12 protein-coding genes, 1 tRNA gene and 1 pseudogene are annotated in these 15,760 nt (G+C 71.2%); 8 read left to right on the forward strand and 6 right to left on the reverse strand.

All coding sequences use genetic code 11. The features are described 5' to 3' along the window. Positions 1 to 212, reverse strand: a 212-nt coding sequence (locus tag ACNQOV_RS12320) for a hypothetical protein (protein ID WP_416394762.1), incomplete at its 3' end; no start/stop codon positions are given. 102 nt (positions 213 to 314) lie between these two features. Between ACNQOV_RS12320 and topA the strand changes: the two genes are divergently transcribed. From topA to ACNQOV_RS12345, 5 genes are all read left to right on the forward strand, one after another. Beyond that, positions 315 to 3,110, forward strand: coding sequence for a type I DNA topoisomerase (gene topA, locus ACNQOV_RS12325; protein ID WP_416394764.1), 2,796 nt, complete (start codon positions 315 to 317; stop codon positions 3,108 to 3,110). Then, positions 3,107 to 3,742, forward strand: a complete 636-nt coding sequence (tmk, locus tag ACNQOV_RS12330) for a dTMP kinase (RefSeq protein WP_402268341.1) — start codon at positions 3,107 to 3,109, stop codon at positions 3,740 to 3,742. Before topA ends, tmk begins: the two co-directional genes overlap by 4 nt. A gap of 25 nt (positions 3,743 to 3,767) precedes the next feature. Beyond that, complete coding sequence (locus tag ACNQOV_RS12335) at positions 3,768 to 4,910, forward strand: DNA polymerase III subunit delta' (RefSeq protein ID WP_416394766.1); 1,143 nt, start codon at positions 3,768 to 3,770, stop codon at positions 4,908 to 4,910. Between the two features lie 243 nt (positions 4,911 to 5,153). Next, positions 5,154 to 5,810 (forward strand): TetR/AcrR family transcriptional regulator, encoded by a 657-nt coding sequence (locus tag ACNQOV_RS12340; protein WP_416394768.1) that lies wholly within the window; start codon positions 5,154 to 5,156, stop codon positions 5,808 to 5,810. Positions 5,811 to 5,854: 44 nt separating this feature from the next. Then, positions 5,855 to 5,927: transfer RNA gene (locus tag ACNQOV_RS12345), tRNA-Thr, on the forward strand. Between the two features lie 58 nt (positions 5,928 to 5,985). Here ACNQOV_RS12345 and ACNQOV_RS12350 read toward each other — a convergent pair. Further along, on the reverse strand, positions 5,986 to 7,665 hold the full coding sequence (locus tag ACNQOV_RS12350; RefSeq protein ID WP_416394770.1) for an HAD family acid phosphatase: 1,680 nt from the start codon (positions 7,663 to 7,665) through the stop codon (positions 5,986 to 5,988). A 169-nt stretch (positions 7,666 to 7,834) separates the two neighbouring features. Between ACNQOV_RS12350 and ACNQOV_RS12355 the strand changes: the two genes are divergently transcribed. The 3 genes from ACNQOV_RS12355 (at position 7,835) to ACNQOV_RS12365 (ending at position 11,032) form a co-directional block, all read left to right on the forward strand. After that, positions 7,835 to 8,833: a Gfo/Idh/MocA family protein gene (locus ACNQOV_RS12355; RefSeq protein ID WP_416394772.1), complete on the forward strand. Its 999-nt coding sequence runs from the start codon at positions 7,835 to 7,837 to the stop codon at positions 8,831 to 8,833. A 61-nt stretch (positions 8,834 to 8,894) separates the two neighbouring features. Continuing rightward, positions 8,895 to 10,388 (forward strand): D-alanyl-D-alanine carboxypeptidase/D-alanyl-D-alanine-endopeptidase, encoded by a 1,494-nt coding sequence (gene dacB / locus ACNQOV_RS12360; protein ID WP_416394774.1) that lies wholly within the window; start codon positions 8,895 to 8,897, stop codon positions 10,386 to 10,388. Positions 10,389 to 10,411: 23 nt separating this feature from the next. After that, positions 10,412 to 11,032, forward strand: a complete 621-nt coding sequence (locus ACNQOV_RS12365) for an isochorismatase family protein (protein ID WP_416394776.1) — start codon at positions 10,412 to 10,414, stop codon at positions 11,030 to 11,032. A 95-nt stretch (positions 11,033 to 11,127) separates the two neighbouring features. On the opposite strand, the gene ACNQOV_RS12370 is transcribed toward ACNQOV_RS12365, so the two are convergent. The 4 genes and pseudogenes from ACNQOV_RS12370 to ribA all read right to left on the reverse strand — a co-directional run. After that, on the reverse strand, positions 11,128 to 12,972 hold the full coding sequence (locus ACNQOV_RS12370; RefSeq protein WP_416394778.1) for an ABC transporter ATP-binding protein: 1,845 nt from the start codon (positions 12,970 to 12,972) through the stop codon (positions 11,128 to 11,130). Between the two features lie 7 nt (positions 12,973 to 12,979). Further along, positions 12,980 to 13,195 (reverse strand): hypothetical protein, encoded by a 216-nt coding sequence (locus ACNQOV_RS12375; RefSeq protein WP_022907338.1) that lies wholly within the window; start codon positions 13,193 to 13,195, stop codon positions 12,980 to 12,982. Between the two features lie 290 nt (positions 13,196 to 13,485). Then, positions 13,486 to 14,898 (reverse strand): MFS transporter, encoded by a 1,413-nt coding sequence (locus ACNQOV_RS12380; protein ID WP_416394780.1) that lies wholly within the window; start codon positions 14,896 to 14,898, stop codon positions 13,486 to 13,488. Positions 14,899 to 15,112: 214 nt separating this feature from the next. Next, a pseudogene (ribA, locus tag ACNQOV_RS12385) lies at positions 15,113 to 15,757 on the reverse strand (GTP cyclohydrolase II); the annotation flags it as partial. Positions 15,758 to 15,760 lie beyond the last annotated feature (3 nt).

The raw sequence follows: 15,760 nt of genomic DNA on the forward strand, positions 1-15,760 counted from the left end.
CCTCGGCGCTCGCGGCCGCGGCGGCCGTCGTCGGGCTCGTCCCCGGCGAACCGTGCGGGGTCGCAGCACGCGTCGCAGCGCGGAACGAGGCGACGCTCGACACCTGCGTGACCGCCGCTGCCGCCGCCCGCGTCCGCGTCCTGGTCGGCGGCGGACCGTTCGCCGTGGGCGCAGTCGCCGTCGCCGGTCCGGCGGACGACCAGCCCGAACACTATGTGTATGGTGTGCCTGTCGGCCCCCGGTCATCGGTGCCCCGGTCGACCCGGACGCGCTCGTCGTCCAGGGCCGACGCGCACCATCGATCAAGGAGACACGTGCCAGGCACGAAGAAGCTCGTCATCGTCGAGAGCCCCGCGAAGGCCAAGACGATCGCGCAATACCTCGGTGACGGATACGAGGTCCAGGCGTCCGTCGGACACATCCGGGACCTCGTCGAGCCCAAGAACCTCCCTGCCGAGCTCAAGAAGGGCTCGCTCGGCAAGTTCTCGGTGGACGTCGACAACGGCTTCGAGCCCTACTACGTCGTCTCGGACGCCAAGAAGAAGACGGTCTCCGAGCTGAAGCGTGCCCTCAAGGAAGCCGACGAGCTCTACCTCGCAACTGATGAGGACCGCGAGGGCGAGGCCATCGCGTGGCACCTGCTCCAGGTGCTGAAGCCCAAGGTGCCCGTCAAGCGCATGGTGTTCCACGAGATCACGAAGGAGGCGATCCAGCGCGCGCAGGAAGCCACCCGTGAGCTCGACACCGCCCTCGTCGACGCCCAGGAGACCCGTCGCATCCTCGACCGTCTCTACGGCTACGAGGTCTCGCCCGTGCTCTGGCGCAAGATCGGTCCGGGGCTCTCCGCGGGCCGGGTGCAGTCCGCCGCCACGCGTCTCGTCGTGGACCGCGAACGCGAGCGCCTCGCGTTCGTCTCCGCCAACTACTGGGACCTCAGTGCACGCTTCGAGAAGGAGGGCGACGCCGCCTTCACCGCTCGACTCGCCCGTGTCCAGGGGACCCGTGTCGCCTCCGGTCGTGACTTCGACGACCGCGGTGAGCTGAAGGGCGAGGCCGTCCGCCTCGACGAAGCCGCCGCCGCCGCGCTCACGACCGTCATCGAACGCGCCGGTGACGCCACCGTGCGCAGCGTCGAGTCGAAGCCCTACACCCGCCGACCTGCCGCGCCGTTCACGACGTCGACCATGCAGCAGGAGGCGGCGCGCAAGCTCCGTCTGTCGCCGCGGCAGACCGCTCGTGCCGCGCAGACGCTGTACGAGAACGGGTACATCACCTACATCCGTACCGACTCGGTCAACCTGTCGAAGCAGGCGCTCGACGCCGCGCGCAAGCAGGCTGCCGACCTCTACGGCGCGGCGACCGTGCCGGACAAGCCGCGCGTCTACGCGAGCAAGAGCAAGAACGCGCAGGAAGCGCACGAGGCGATCCGTCCGGCGGGCGACACCTTCCGGACCCCGTCCCAGCTCGAGGGCACCCTGACCGGTGTCGAGTGGCGTCTCTACGACCTCATCTGGAAGCGCACGATCGCCTCGCAGATGGCGGACGCGAAGGGCTCCACGGCGTCGATCGTCCTCGGCATCTCCTCCACCGAGTCGGTCGAGGGCATCCCGTCGACGGCGAACGGCACCGACGCCGAGTTCACGGCGTCCGGCACCGTCATCACCTTCCGCGGGTTCCTCAACGCCTACGAGGAAGGCAAGGACGAGGACCGCCACGAGTCGTCGGACCGCTCGGGCAACGACGTCGCCCTGCCCGACGTCAAGGAAGGCGAGCACCTCACCGTCGACGACGTCCTCGCCAAGGGGCACGACACCACGCCGCCGCCCCGCTACACCGAGGCGAGCCTCATCAAGACCCTCGAGGACCTCGACATCGGTCGTCCGTCGACGTTCCCGACGATCAGCCCGACGATCATCGACCGCGGCTACGTGTCCCTCCGAGGGACCCAGCTCGTGCCGAACTGGATCGCGTTCAGCGTGGTCCGGCTGCTCGAGGACTACTTCGGTGACCTCGTGCAGTACCAGTTCACGGCCGACATGGAAGCCGACCTCGACCGGATCGCGAACGGCGACGCCGACCGCGTCGACTGGCTCAAGGAGTTCTACTTCGGCGGCGGCGACCACCGCGGCCTCCGGACGGTCATCGACAACCTCGGCGAGATCGACGCGCGCGAGATCAACTCGGTCGAGCTCGCACCGGGACTCACCCTGCGCATCGGTCGGTACGGCCCCTACATCGAGGTGCCGGGCGACGATCCCGAGAAGCCCCGTCGCGTCAACGTGCCCGAGGACCTCGCGCCCGACGAGCTCACCGCCGAGAAGGCACGCGAGCTCGTGGACGCGCCGGTGCTCGGCGACCGCGTGGTCGGCATCAACCCCGAGACCGGCAAGGAGGTCCTCGCGAAGGACGGCCGGTTCGGTCCGTACGTGACCGAGCGCACCCCGGAGCCCGAGGCCGCGGTCGACCCCGCGACCGGCGAGGTCCTCGACGCGCAGGCCGCACCGGCCGCCGCCGAGGCGGAGCCGGCGGCGAAGACCACCGCGAAGGGTGCCGCCGCGAAGAAGGCGCCGGCGAAGAAGACCACGAAGAAGGCCGCCGCCCCGAAGGAGCGCACCGCGTCGCTCTTCAAGTCGATGGACCCGCAGACGGTCGACCTCGAGACCGCGCTCAAGCTGCTCGACCTGCCCCGGGTCGTCGGCAAGGACCCGGAGTCCGGCGACGACATCACCGCGCAGAACGGCCGCTACGGCCCCTACCTCAAGAAGGGCACGGACACCCGGACGCTGCCCTCCGAGGACGCGATCTTCGACGTCGACCTGCCCGGCGCGCTCGAGCTCTTCGCACAGCCGAAGTACGGCGGCCGCCGTGCCGCGAGTGCTGCGCTCAAGGAGTTCGACGCCGACCCGGTGTCCGGCAAGCCGATCAAGATGAAGGACGGCCGGTTCGGTCCCTACGTCACCGACGGCGAGACCAACGCGACGATCCCGCGCGGCGAGGACGTCGAGGCGGTCGACCACGCGCGTGCCGTGCAGCTCATCGCCGACAAGCGCGCCAAGGGCCCGGTCAAGAAGAAGGCGCCGGCGCGGAAGCCGGCGGCCAAGAAGAAGTGACCGGCCGGTTCATCACGCTCGAGGGCGGCGACGGTGCGGGCAAGACGACGCAGGCGGAGCTGCTGACCGACTGGCTCGAGGAGCACGGTCGGACCGTGGTGCGAACGCGCGAGCCCGGCGGGACGGACCTCGGCACCCGGATCCGCGAGATCGTCCTGCACGAGCGGGGTCACGTCGCGCCCCGGGCCGAGGCGCTCCTCTACGCGGCCGACCGGGCGCACCACGTCGAGACGCTCGTGCGTCCCGCGATCGCGCGTGGCGACGTCGTGCTGCAGGACCGCTACATCGACTCGTCGGTGGCGTACCAGGGCGTGGCCCGCGGCCTCGGTGCCGAGCACATCCGCTCGGTGTCCGACTGGGCCGCCGGCGGGCTCGCGCCGGACCGCACGATCCTGCTCGACCTCGACGTCTCGCTCGGACGTGCGCGCGTCGCTGCGGCGCGTGGGGACACCTTCGACCGGCTCGAGTCCGAGGCCGAGGCGTTCCACGAGACGGTCCGCCGGGCCTTCCTCGACATGGCCGCCGCCGAGCCCGAGCGCTTCCTCGTCGTCGACGCCGCGCTGCCCGCGGCGGACGTCCAGCGTGCGATCCGAACAGCGGTCGCCCCGCTGGTCGGGATCGTCGAGGGATGACGGTGGCGACTGGCAGGATGATCCCGTGAGCGTGTGGGACGGCCTGACCGGGCAAGAGGAAGCGGTCGCGTCGCTCCGCAACGCGGCCGAGTCGCCCGACGGCACCGGCGGCATGACGCACTCGTGGCTCATCACCGGGCCACCCGGGTCCGGTCGGTCGAACGTGGCTTCCGCCTTCGCCGCCGCCCTCGTCGGCAACGGCCCGGACGACGACCACACCCTCCAGCAGATCACCGCGAAGACCCATCCCGACGTCTCGGTCCTGACCACGCAGCGGGTCATCATCACCATCGACGAGATCCGGCAGCTGGTGACCTCGTCGCACTACTCGCCCTCGGTCGGGCGGTACCGCGTGGTGATCATCGAGGACGCCGACCGCATGACGGAACGCACCTCGAACCTGCTGCTCAAGGCGCTCGAGGAACCGCCGGAGCGCACCGTGTGGATCCTCTGCGCCCCGAGCGAGGCCGACCTCCTGCCCACCATCCGGTCACGCGTGCGCTCGGTCCGCCTGCGCGTGCCGGGCATCGAGTCCGTCGCCGACCTCATCGTCGCCCGCACCGGTGTCGACCGTGCGCTCGCGATGGACGCCGCGCGCCAGGCGCAGAGCCACATCGGGATGGCACAGCGTCTCGCCACGAGCGAGGACGCCCGCGACCGCCGGCGTCGGACCCTGACAACGGTGCTCGGCGTCCGGACGGTCGGTGACGCCGTGATGGCTGCCGCCGACCTGCTCGCCGTCGCCGACGAGGACGCCAAGGCGATCACGCAGCAGCGCGACTCCGAGGAACGCGACGCCGCACTCCGGTCGCTCGGGATCGAGCCGGGCGGCACGATCCCGCCGGCCCTCCGCTCGCAGCTGCGGCTGCTGGAAGAGGACCAGAAGCGTCGTGCCACACGGAGCCTCCGGGACGGCCTGGACCGCATCCTCGTCGACGTCTCGTCGCTGTACCGCGACCTGCTGCTGCTCGGGCTGGGGGCACCCGCGGAACCGGTGAACCTCGCGATGCGGGAACACCTCGACCACGCACTGCAGTCGGTGACGCCGGCCGCTGCGCTCGAGGTGCTCGACGCGATCGCCCTCGCCCGGCAGCGGATCGCCGCGAACGTGGCGGCGTTGCTGGCGCTCGAGGCGCTGCTCGTCACGATCGCCCGCGCGAGCCGTTGACCCACGCTAGCACCTGACCCGCGCGACCCGCGCGACCCGCGCGAGCCGCCCCAGCGGGTCGAGCCGTTGACCGGCGCCACCCGTGTCCCCGCGCCCGCCGCAGGAACCGCCGACCTGCGGGACCCGGCCACCCACCAGGGGCAGGCCGACGTGTGCAGCCGCACCGCGCCTCCAGTCCGTCCCGAACCGCACCCTGTGACGTTCCCCATCCGTCCGCACCTCCCCGCATGGGACAATCACGGCATGTCCGACGCAGAACCCGGTCTGCGCGAGCGGAAGCGCCGCGCCACCCGACTCGCGATCCAGCAGGCCGCGCTCCGCATCGCGATCGAGGACGGCCTCCCCGCGGTGACCGTCGACGAGATCTCGCGCCGCGCCGACGTCTCGCCGCGGACGTTCTTCAACTACTTCCCGAACAAGGAGGGCGCGCTCCTCGGCGACGATCCGACGCTGCCGGACGACGCAACCCTGGCGGACTTCGTGTCCGGCGGGCCGACGGGAGACCTGCTGGCCGACCTCGGCGCGCTGCTCGTGCACTCGACCCGCGAACTCATCGAGGAGCGCGGACTGATCGAGGAGCGGCAGCAGGTGCTGCGGGCAGCTCCCGAGCTCTTCAGCAGGCGGATGGAGTCCATGAAGGAGTTCCAGGGGGCGATCGAAGGCGCGATCGTGGCGCGGTTCGCGGCGGCGGCAGGCGAAGCGTCCGGTGCCGCGCTGGACGCCGCTGGCACGCCCCCGGAGCGCCGCCGTCGGGCGCGCCTGGCATCCCTCGTGGCGTTGGCCACGCTCCGTCACGCGTGGTGGGAGTGGTCGGACGCTGGGTCGGAGACGCACCTCGTCGACGAGCTCGAACGGTCCTTCGCCGACCTCGACGCGCTCGTTTCGCGTTCGCTCGTCTGAACCTGTATAGTCGTGTCCCGTGCCGCTCCGGCAACGGAGCGTCCGCCGCCTTAGCTCAGTCGGCAGAGCGATTCACTCGTAATGAATAGGTCGTCGGTTCGATTCCGACAGGCGGCTCCGAGAAGCCCCGGTCAGACACTGTCTGACCGGGGCTTTCGGCATCACTGGGTGCGTGTCACGGCAGGTAGTACGTCGGGTTCGGCAGCTTCACGCTGCGGTCGGCCGAGCCGCCGAGCAGGTCGCTGTACTGGTCGCCGAAGTTCGCCACGACGTCGTACCGGCCGCCCGACCGCGACTCGATGTGCGCACGCGTCTGCGACTTGTACTCAACGGTGGTGCACTTGGCCGCGGCGCAGGTGATGTAGGACGGCTGCTGCGAGGCGCCGACGCCGGTCCACTTCGTGTAGTACGTCTGCGTGCCGCGTTGCGTCGCCTGGAACTGCGGGTATCCGACCTTCTGCAGGTTCTCGATCGTGGCGGTCTTCTGGTCGTCGTTACGCCCGGTGAGCCCGATGATCGTGCAGCCGGAGCGCTGGGCGACGGACACGAGCGAGGTCATCGACGGGGTCGCGGGGAAGCGCTCGTCCTGCACCCACTCGTCCTGCAGTGCGGGGTCGAACACGAAGTGCATGTCGGCGACCTCCATGTCGTAGGTCCACAGCGTGGTGTCGTCGGCGTCGAGCACGATGGCCGGGTTGCGGTGGAGCTTCCGGCCGACGGCGCACTGTGCGGCGACGACGGGTGCCTGCTTCGCCACGATGGAGCGCATCTCGCGGATGTAGGGGGAGTCGGTGCGGTTCGCGAGTCCGGTGCCGGGGTCGCCGTAGTACGTCGCGATGGTCTTCTTGACGGAGTCGATGTTCGGGATGCCCTCACCGCTCTTGGTGGCGCCCGAGGAGCCGTCGGCGGCCATCGTGAAGTGCGTGCGGGGCGTCAGACGCGGCTCGGAGACGCCGGGCAGGTCGGCCGAGGGCAGGTAGTAGGTCGGGTTCGGCAGCTTCACGGAGCGGTCGGCGTACCCGCCCTGCAGGTCGCTCCACTGGTCGCCGATGTTCAGGGCGATGTCGTAGCCGAGGTCCTGCTCGATGTGCTTCCGGGTCAGTGCCTTGTACTCGACGGTGGTGCACTTGGCGGTGGCGCAGGTGATGTACGACGGCTGCTGGGACGCGCCGACCCCGGTCCACTTCGTGAAGAAGCGGTCGTTCGTGAAGGCGGTGTAGCCGACCTTCGACAGGTTCTGGACGGTGGCGGCCTTCTGGTCGTCGTTCCGACCGGTCAGCCCGAAGATCGTGAAGCCGAGCGCCTGTGCCCGGTTCACGAACCCGACCATCGACGGCGTGGCGGGGAAGCGCTCGTCCTGCACCCACTCGTCCTGACGGGCCGGGTCGAACACGAAGTGCATGTCCGCCACCTCCATGTCGTAGGTCCACAGCGTCGTGTCGTCGGCGTCGAGGACGATCGCGGGCTTCTCGCCGCGTCGGACCGCCGCGTCGTGGATGCGCCGCAGCTGGGCGCTCTGGCGGTCCACGATGGAGCGCATCTCGCGGATGTACGGCGAGTCCGTGCGGTTCGCGATCCCGGTGCCGGGGTCGCCGTAGTAGGTGGCGATGGTCTTCTTGACCGAGTCGATGTTCGGGATGCCCTCGCCGCCCTGGGCCCTGCCGGAGGACCCGTCGGCCGCCATCGTGAACTGCGTCCGCGGCTGCAGCCCGGCGTCGGCCGAGTGCCCTGGCGGTGTCCACCCGTGTCCGGGCGACCCCCAGCCGTGTGCAGCTGCCGGCGTGACGCCGACGAGGGTCGAGGTGAGGACGATCGCCGCGCTCGTGGCGACGGCGGACAGGACGGATCGGCGCATGGCGGAGACCTGATCGCTTTCTGCTGGTGGGGCGGTCGTCGGACACGACCGCTGCACCCCCGTTCGGGGGTGCAGCAGCACGCTAGCTGGCAATCGGCCGTGCGGTCCATACCAATGTGCTGCAGGTGGACAGCGGTGTGCCGACCGGACGCACTGGTAGACAGGTGGCATGACGGTTCGCTGGGGAGTCATCGGTACGGGCGGCATCGCACGGTCCTTCGTGGGCGACTGCACGGCGGCGGGGATCGAGTTCGTCGCGGTCGGCAGTCGGACGGCCGCGGGTGCCGAGGCATTCGCGGCCGAGTTCGCGATCCCGCGGGCACACGGTTCCTACGAGGACCTCGTCGCGGACGACGAGGTGGACGCCGTCTACGTCGCGACCCCGCACTCGCGGCACGCGGCGGACGCCCTGCTCGCCATCGAGGCCGGCAAGCACGTCCTCGTCGAGAAGGCCTTCACGATCACGGCGGACGAGGCGAGGCGCGTCGTCGACGCCGCGCGGCGCGCCGACGTCGCCGTGATGGAGGCGATGTGGACGCGCTTCCTCCCGCAGATGGCGATGATCCGCGAGCTGGTCTCCGAGGGGCGGATCGGCCGGGTCCGACTCGTCGAGGCCACCCACCACCAGGCGCTGCCGTCCGATCCGGCACACCGCCTGAACGACCCGGAGCTCGGCGGCGGGGCCCTGCTCGACCTCGGCATCTACCCGGTGTCGTTCGCCGTGGACGTCCTCGGTGTCCCGACGTCGGTCGTCGCTGCCGGCACCCTCAGCGACCAGGGCGTCGACACCCAGATGGGCCTCGTCCTGACGCACGAGGGCGGCACGCAGTCGATGCTCCACTTCGGTCTCGATCTCGCGAGCCCGAACACGGCCTCGATCATCGGCGAGGACGGTCGCATCGACCTCGACTCGACGTGGTTCACCCCGACGACGTGGCGGCTCCGCGACCGCGACGGCCGTGTGGTCGAGGAGTTCGACGGCCGCGAGGAGCTCGCCGGCTACGCGCACGAGGCGCGCGCGTTCGAGTCCATGGTCGAGTCCGGCACCCACGAAGGCGGCCCGATGGACCCCGAGGAGACCATCGCGATCATGGCCCTCATGGACGAGGCGCGCCGCCAGGTCGGCGTCCGGTACCGGGCCGACGGCGCCCGCGCGAGGGCCCGCTGATCGCCGCGGTCCGAGAAGAGGGCCTGGAGGCTCCTGCCGCAGTTCCGTAGGATCGTTCGCGATGTCCGAGCAGCAGCCCTCACCGCGCGGCGTCGCGGATCGCCTCCGCGCCGCGCGCACCGCCGTCCGCGCCTCGTTCGCACGACGCCCGGTCCCGTGGATCGCGGGCGGCCTCGCGACCGTGCTCGTGCTCGGTTCCGGCGGCGCCGTGGCCGTGGCGGCGGCGACCATGCCGACGCCCGAGACCACGACGGCGGCGACGGCGACACCGTCGACGTCGAGCAGCGCCACGCCGACGACGACCGCACCCACCCCGACACCGACGCCGAGCGGCCGGACGGTGCCGGACGACGCCGCCGGTCCGTCCGCACTCCGGACCTGCACCATCACGACCGCCGCCTCGGCGAGCGGCCTCGGCGCGTTCGAGGGGTACGTGATGAACGCGAAGACGGGCGAGGTGCTGTTCTCCCGGAACGGTGACAAGGCCGCGCAGACGGGCAGCGTCATGAAGACCCTGACCACGGCGACCGCCCTGGCCGTCCTCGGGGGCGACCACCGCATCCCGACCACCGTGACGAAGGAGTCCGGCGGCGCGATCGCCCTCGTCGGCCACGGCGACGCGACCCTGTCCGCCGGCGGTGCCACGGTCTACCCGGGGGCGCCGACGCTCGCGCAGCTCGCCCAGCAGGTCAAGGCGAAGCTCGGCAGCACTCCGGTCACGACGATCGTCGCGGACGGCACCTACTGGAGCGCCGCCGACGCCTGGGACCCGACGTGGCCCGTCAGCGAACGGACGATCGGGTACCAGCCCGAGGTCACCGCGCTCATGGTGGACGGGGACCGGGCGAACCCCGGTGCCCAGACCTCGCCGCGCTCCACGGACCCCATCGGCCGTGCCGGGGCGCTGTTCAAGACGGCCCTCGCGAACGCCGGGGTCGCCGGTGCCGCGAACGCGCAGGTCGTGCAGCGCGCGACGACCAGCTCGGACACGATCGCCACGGTCTCGTCGCAGCCGGTGTCGACGCTCATCGGTCAGATGATCCCGAACTCGGACAACACGCTGGCCGAGATGCTCGCGCGGATCTCGTCGAAGGAGTCCGGCGCGAACGGGTCCGCCGCGTCGCTGACGTCCGTGTACCAGGCGGCGCTGGGGACGTACGGCGTCGACCCGTCCGGCATCGTCATCAAGGACGGCTCGGGGGAGAGCGCCGCGAACGCCGTGTCGCCGAACTTCGTCGCCCACCTCATGGTGCAGGTGGCGGCCGGCGCGAAGGGACTGGGGACGCTCGCGAACGCCCTGCCCGTGTCGGGGCAGTCGGGCACGCTGGCGAGCCGCTTCACCGGCGCGAACGCCGTCGCCCGCGGCAAGGTGCACGCGAAGACCGGCTGGATCGACAGCGCGAACACGCTCGGCGGCTACATCGACGCCGCCGACGGCACCCGTCTGACCTTCGCGTTCTACGCCATCGGGTCGTCACGGGCGGCGGCGCTGCCGGCGCTCGACGCGGTGACCGCGGCGACGTACTCGTGCGGGAGCCGGCTCACCGGGTCCTGAGCCCGCGGGTGTTGGATGGTCACATGTCCAGGGCACTCCTCGTCGTCGACGTCCAGAACGACTTCACCGAGGGCGGTGCGCTCGGGGTGACCGGCGGGGACGACCTCGCGCGGCGCATCACCGCCTTCCTCGGCCGGCACGCCGACAAGTACGACCTCATCGTGGGGTCCCGTGACTGGCACCACGGCGACGACGACAACGGCGGGCACTTCGCCGGTCCCGAGGGCCCGGACTACGAGACGACCTGGCCGGTGCACTGCGTCGCCGGGACGACGGGGGCCGAGTACCACCCACGGCTCGACACCACGGTGATCGACGTCCACGTCCTCAAGGGGCAGGGGACGCCGGACTACTCGGCGTTCCAGGCGCGCACCGAGGACGGTGTCGGGTTGCCCGAGGTCCTCGCCGAGCACCGGGTCGTCACCGTCGACGTCGTCGGCATCGCCACCGACCACTGCGTCCGGGCGACGGCGCTCGACGCCCGTGCTGCCGGGTTCGACGTCGCGGTGTACGACGACCTGGTCGTCGGTGTGGACGACGACCGGAGCGCCCGGGCGCTCGACGAGGTCCGGGCGGCCGGCGGGCACGTCGACCACAGCGACATGGACGAGGGGCTCGCGAACCCCGGGGGAGCGGTCCTCTGACCACCGGGACCGACCCGCACGCCGCCTGAGCCGCACGACCCCGACCCCGACCCCGGCCTCGGTCGCGGCCGCGACCCAGGCCGCCGCGGACCGACTCAGACGAGCAGCTGGTGCTTGGCGAGGTCGCGGTAGAGCGGCGTGGACTCGACGAGCTCGGAGTGGGTGCCGACCCCGACGACCCGGCCGTGCTCGAGCACGACGATCACGTCGGAGTCGACGACCGTCGACAGCCGGTGCGCGATGACGAGCAGCGTGCGGTCCTCGGCGACGGCGTCGATCGCGAGGCGCATCTTCTGCTCGTTGACGCCGTCGAGCGACGAGGTCGACTCGTCGAGCAGCAGGATCGGGGGAGCGGCGAGGAGCGCCCGGGCGATCGCGAGTCGCTGCCGCTCGCCGCCGGAGAGCATCACGCCGTCCTCGCCGACCTGGGCGTCGAGGCCGCGGGGGTCGCGGTGCAGCACCTCGCCGAGGTTGACCGCCTCGAGCACCCGGACGCAGTCGTCCTCGGTGGCGTCCGGTGAGCCGAGCAGCAGGTTCGCGCGGATCGTGCCGGCGAGCACGGGCGCGTCCTGCTCGACGTACCCGATCTGGGCACGGAGCTCGGCGCGGTCGAGCCCGCGCACGTCGACGCCGCCGAGTCGGATCACGCCGTCGGTCGGGTCGTAGAACCGCTCGATGAGGGCGAGCGTGGTCGACTTGCCGGCGCCGGACGGCCCGACGAGCGCGACGCGCGACCCGCGCGGCACCCGGAAGGACACGTCGTGGAGCACCACGTCGTCGACGGGGCTGTCGTCGGCGGGGCGATCCGCGCTTCCGGGACCGACGGCGGGGTCGGCGCCGTCGGCGGCCGACGCCTGTGCGGCGCGCGCGTACCGGAACGACACGTGTTCGAAGGCGATCGCGTCGTCGCTCTCGACGGCGGCGGCGACGCGCACCGCCTGGTCGTCCTGCGCCTCGGTCGGCAGGTGCAGGATCTCCTCGATGCGACCGAGGGCGCCGAGCGCCTGCGCGACGGCGACGGCGGCGCCCATGGCCTGCCCGAGCGGCATGATCATCATGAACAGCAGCAGGATGAAGGTGATCAGGGTCGCGATCGTGATCGTGCCCGCGGCGACCTGTGCGCCGCCGACGCCGAGGACGGCGATGAACGCCACCTGCATGACGATGCTCGCGACCGGGACGACGAACGCGGACATCTTCGCGATGTCGAGGCCGCGACGGTAGGCCTCGGTCGCGTGGCCGTCGACCTCGTCGACCTCGCGCTCGGTGGCGCCGGCGGCACGGATGGTCCGGACGGCGCCGATGCCGCGCTCGACCGCCGCAGTGAGGTCGCCGACCTTCTCCTGCGCACGCTTCGACGCGATCCGGATGCGACGGCTCAGGCCTCCGACGACGACGATCGCGACGAGCACGATGACCACCGTGATGCCGAGGAGCAGGGGGTCGATGATCGCCATCGCGATGATCGCGCCGAGGAACGTCAGCGCCCCGCCGATCGACTCGATGAGCCCCTGCGTGAGCACGGCGCGCAGCAGGGTCGTGTCGCTGCCGACCCGCGAGACGAGGTCACCGGTCCGCCGGGTGTCGAACTCCGAGATGGGCAGGTTGAGGATGCGCGCGATGAGCTTGCGGCGGGTGGAGAGGACGACGCCCTCGCCCGCGCGCTGGAGCAGGAAGTGCTGCACACCGTTGAGGAGCCCGGACACGACCACGAGCACGACCAGGAGCCACACGAGGGTGCTGAGCGTGTTGCCGCGCTGCACGGCGGTGACGACCTGGTTGACCAGGAGCGGCTGCGCGAGCGAGGCACCGGCACCGAGCACGCTCAGCACGATGATCACGACCATCGCGGGCTTGTTCTCGAACAGGTAGCTCAGCAGGCGGCCGAAGGTGGCGCGGGGACCGTCGGACTTCTTGGGTCGCGCGAAGGGGAGGCTCATCGTGTTCCTAGTTTCTGCCGTACTTCTTGTGCACTGCCTGTCGGCTGACGCCGAGCAGCGTCGCGATCTCCTGCCACGAGGCGCCGGCGTTCCGGGCTCGTCGGGCAGCGAGTTCCTCGGTCCGGTCGAGCTCACGGCGGAGCTCGCGCACACTGGCCAGGGCCGAGAACGGGTCGTCCCCGGCGGCGCCGGCGGCGAGGCTCGTGATGGTCGGTCGGTCCACGGACGTCAACCTACATTGACGCGCCGACCGTGTCAATCTGGGTTGACGCGCCGGTCGGTGGCGCGGGTCGATGGCGGGCCGACCCGGAACGACATCACCGACGTCGTGCGACGTCGGTGATGTCGTTCCACAGCGCGCACGAGAGTGCGCGTCTGCAACGTGCGACACCGTCGACGTCGTACGACAGCGACATCGTCGCTCCGAGTCCGCGCCCGCCGGGCCGGAGCACAGACGGACGGGAGGCGCGGTGCCAGCTGGCACCGCGCCTCCCGTCTGCGGAGGTGGTCGCGTCAGGCGCGCGCGTCCACCGGTGCCGCGTCCGGTTCGCCCGCGGCGTCCGCCGCGTCGAGTGCCGCGCTCTTCGTCTCACGCACGAACAGGAGGGCGACGAGCGTCACCACCGCGGCGATCGTGAGGTACAGGCCGACGAGGAAGATGTCCCCGTCCGGCTGCCAGAGTGCCAGGGCGATGGTCGGCGCGAGCGACGCGCCGAGGATCGACGCGACGTTGTAGGCGATCGCCGAGCCGGTGTACCGGACGTTCGTCGGGAAGAGCTCCGGCAGCAGGGCGCCCATCGGACCGAACGTCAGGCCCATCAGCGACAGCCCGACGACGAGGAACGTGACGACCGTGATCGGACCGGTGGACGCGGCGAACCAGAGCTGGAACGTCAGGCCGAACAGCGCGATGCCGATCGTCGTCGGGATGAGGGTGCGGCGACGGCCGAACCGGTCGGCGAGGAAGCCGGCGACCGGCGTGAAGATGCCGAAGAACACCACGCCGATCATGAGCAGGGTGAGGAACTCGCCGCGGGAGTAGCCCAGGCCGATCTTCGGGACGAGCGGGCCGGCCTCGGCGCCCGTGGTGCCGTAGGACAGGGTGAACGTCGTCATGAAGTAGAAGAGGACGTAGGTCGCGACCATGCCGAAGGTGCCGATGATGACCGCGCGCCACGAGGTGCGGAAGACCCGGCCGAGCGGGATCTTCGCGACCGAACCGGACTCCTGGACGCCCCGGAACACCGTCGACTCGACGAGCTTGAACCGCACGTAGAGGCCCACGATGACGAGGACGGCGGAGAGCAGGAACGGGATCCGCCAGCCCCAGGCCTGGAACTCCGGGTTCGGGGTGCCGTCCGCGCCGGCCGGCATCGCCGCGTTGATCGCGATGAACAGGCCGTTCGCGAGCAGGAAGCCGATCGGCGCGCCGAGCTGCGGCATCGAGCCGAACACGCCGCGCTTGCCCTTCGGGGCGTTCTCGGTCGCGAGCAGTGCCGCGCCCGACCACTCGCCACCGAGGCCGACGCCCTGGGCGAAGCGCATCACGGCGAGCAGGACCGGCGCCCAGATGCCGATCGAGGCGAACGTCGGCAGGCAGCCGATCAGGAACGTGGCGGTGCCCATCACCAGCAGGGACGCCACGAGGGTCGCCTTGCGGCCGACGCGGTCACCGAAGTGGCCGAAGATGATCGAGCCGATCGGACGGGCGAAGAACGCGAGGGCGAACGTCACGAACGAGGACAGCTGCGAGGCCGTCGGGTCCTCGTTCGGGAAGAAGAGGGTCGGGAAGACGAGGACCGCGGCGGTGGCGTAGACGTAGAAGTCGTAGAACTCGATGGACGTGCCGACGAGGCTGGCGATCACGACGCGGGAGCGCGGGTTGCCTGCGGTCTTCGGGGCTGCGGGTGCCGGTGCGGCGGACATGGGGTGAGTGGACTCCGAGGATGACGCTCGTGAGGAGCGCAGCGGTGTTCCGGACGGCGGACACCGGTCGGTTCGCGCAGGGTGGCGCGGACACCGATCGGGTGCGTTCGGTTCGAGGTGGTGGGACCGCTTGTGACGGAAGCCCCCATCGTACGACAGATGTCGTGCACCTGCGAATCCACCCAGGAGCACCCGAGTGCGGGCCGGACGCGCCTCAGGCGAGCGGGCTGCCCGCCTCGAGGTGCGCGGGGAGCTGGTGTCCCATGCGGTCGCGCTTCGTGTCGAGGTAGCCGGCGTTCTGCGCCGAGATGCCCACCACGAGCGGCACGAGTCCTTCCACGGTGATCCCGTGCTCCTCGAGCTGGCGGCGCTTCTCGGGGTTGTTCGACAGGAGCCGGACACTCGTGATGCCGAGGTCGGCGAGGATGCCGGCGGCACCGCCGTACGCCCGGGAATCGGCGGGGAGGCCGAGCGCGAGGTTGGCGTCGAGCGTGTCGAGGCCGTCCTCCTGCAGGCGGTAGGCCTTGAGCTTGTTGATGAGTCCGATGCCGCGCCCCTCCTGCCCGCGCAGGTAGATCACGACGCCACCCTCGGCGGCGATCGTGTCGAGCGCGGCGTCGAGCTGCGGGCCGCACTCGCACTTGAGCGAACCGAACGCCTCGCCCGTCAGGCACTCGGAGTGCACGCGCACGAGCGCGCCGTCGACCGGCTTCGCGCCGGCGGGGTCGGTGGCGATGATGGCGACGTGTTCCGCACTGGTCACGAGATCGCGGTAGGCGCGCATCTCGAACGTCCCGTGCGTCGTGGGCACGTTCGTCGAGACCTCGTACTGGACCGGGCTCCCGGGGGTGGGGGAGGTGAG

The organism is Curtobacterium sp. LFS084, from assembly GCF_047977705.1.
Classification (GTDB): domain Bacteria; phylum Actinomycetota; class Actinomycetes; order Actinomycetales; family Microbacteriaceae; genus Curtobacterium.

Excerpts from the sequence above, each read along its gene's own strand:
- ACNQOV_RS12340 (WP_416394768.1), top strand. The coding sequence starts at position 5,154 with ATGTCCGACGCAGAACCCGGTCTGCGCGAGCGGAAGCGCCGCGCCACC.
- ACNQOV_RS12350 (WP_416394770.1), bottom strand. The coding sequence starts at position 7,665 with ATGCGCCGATCCGTCCTGTCCGCCGTCGCCACGAGCGCGGCGATCGTC.
- ACNQOV_RS12355 (WP_416394772.1), top strand. The coding sequence starts at position 7,835 with ATGACGGTTCGCTGGGGAGTCATCGGTACGGGCGGCATCGCACGGTCC.
- dacB (WP_416394774.1), top strand. The coding sequence starts at position 8,895 with ATGTCCGAGCAGCAGCCCTCACCGCGCGGCGTCGCGGATCGCCTCCGC.
- ACNQOV_RS12365 (WP_416394776.1), top strand. The coding sequence starts at position 10,412 with ATGTCCAGGGCACTCCTCGTCGTCGACGTCCAGAACGACTTCACCGAG.
- ACNQOV_RS12370 (WP_416394778.1), bottom strand. The coding sequence starts at position 12,972 with ATGAGCCTCCCCTTCGCGCGACCCAAGAAGTCCGACGGTCCCCGCGCC.
- ACNQOV_RS12380 (WP_416394780.1), bottom strand. The coding sequence starts at position 14,898 with ATGTCCGCCGCACCGGCACCCGCAGCCCCGAAGACCGCAGGCAACCCG.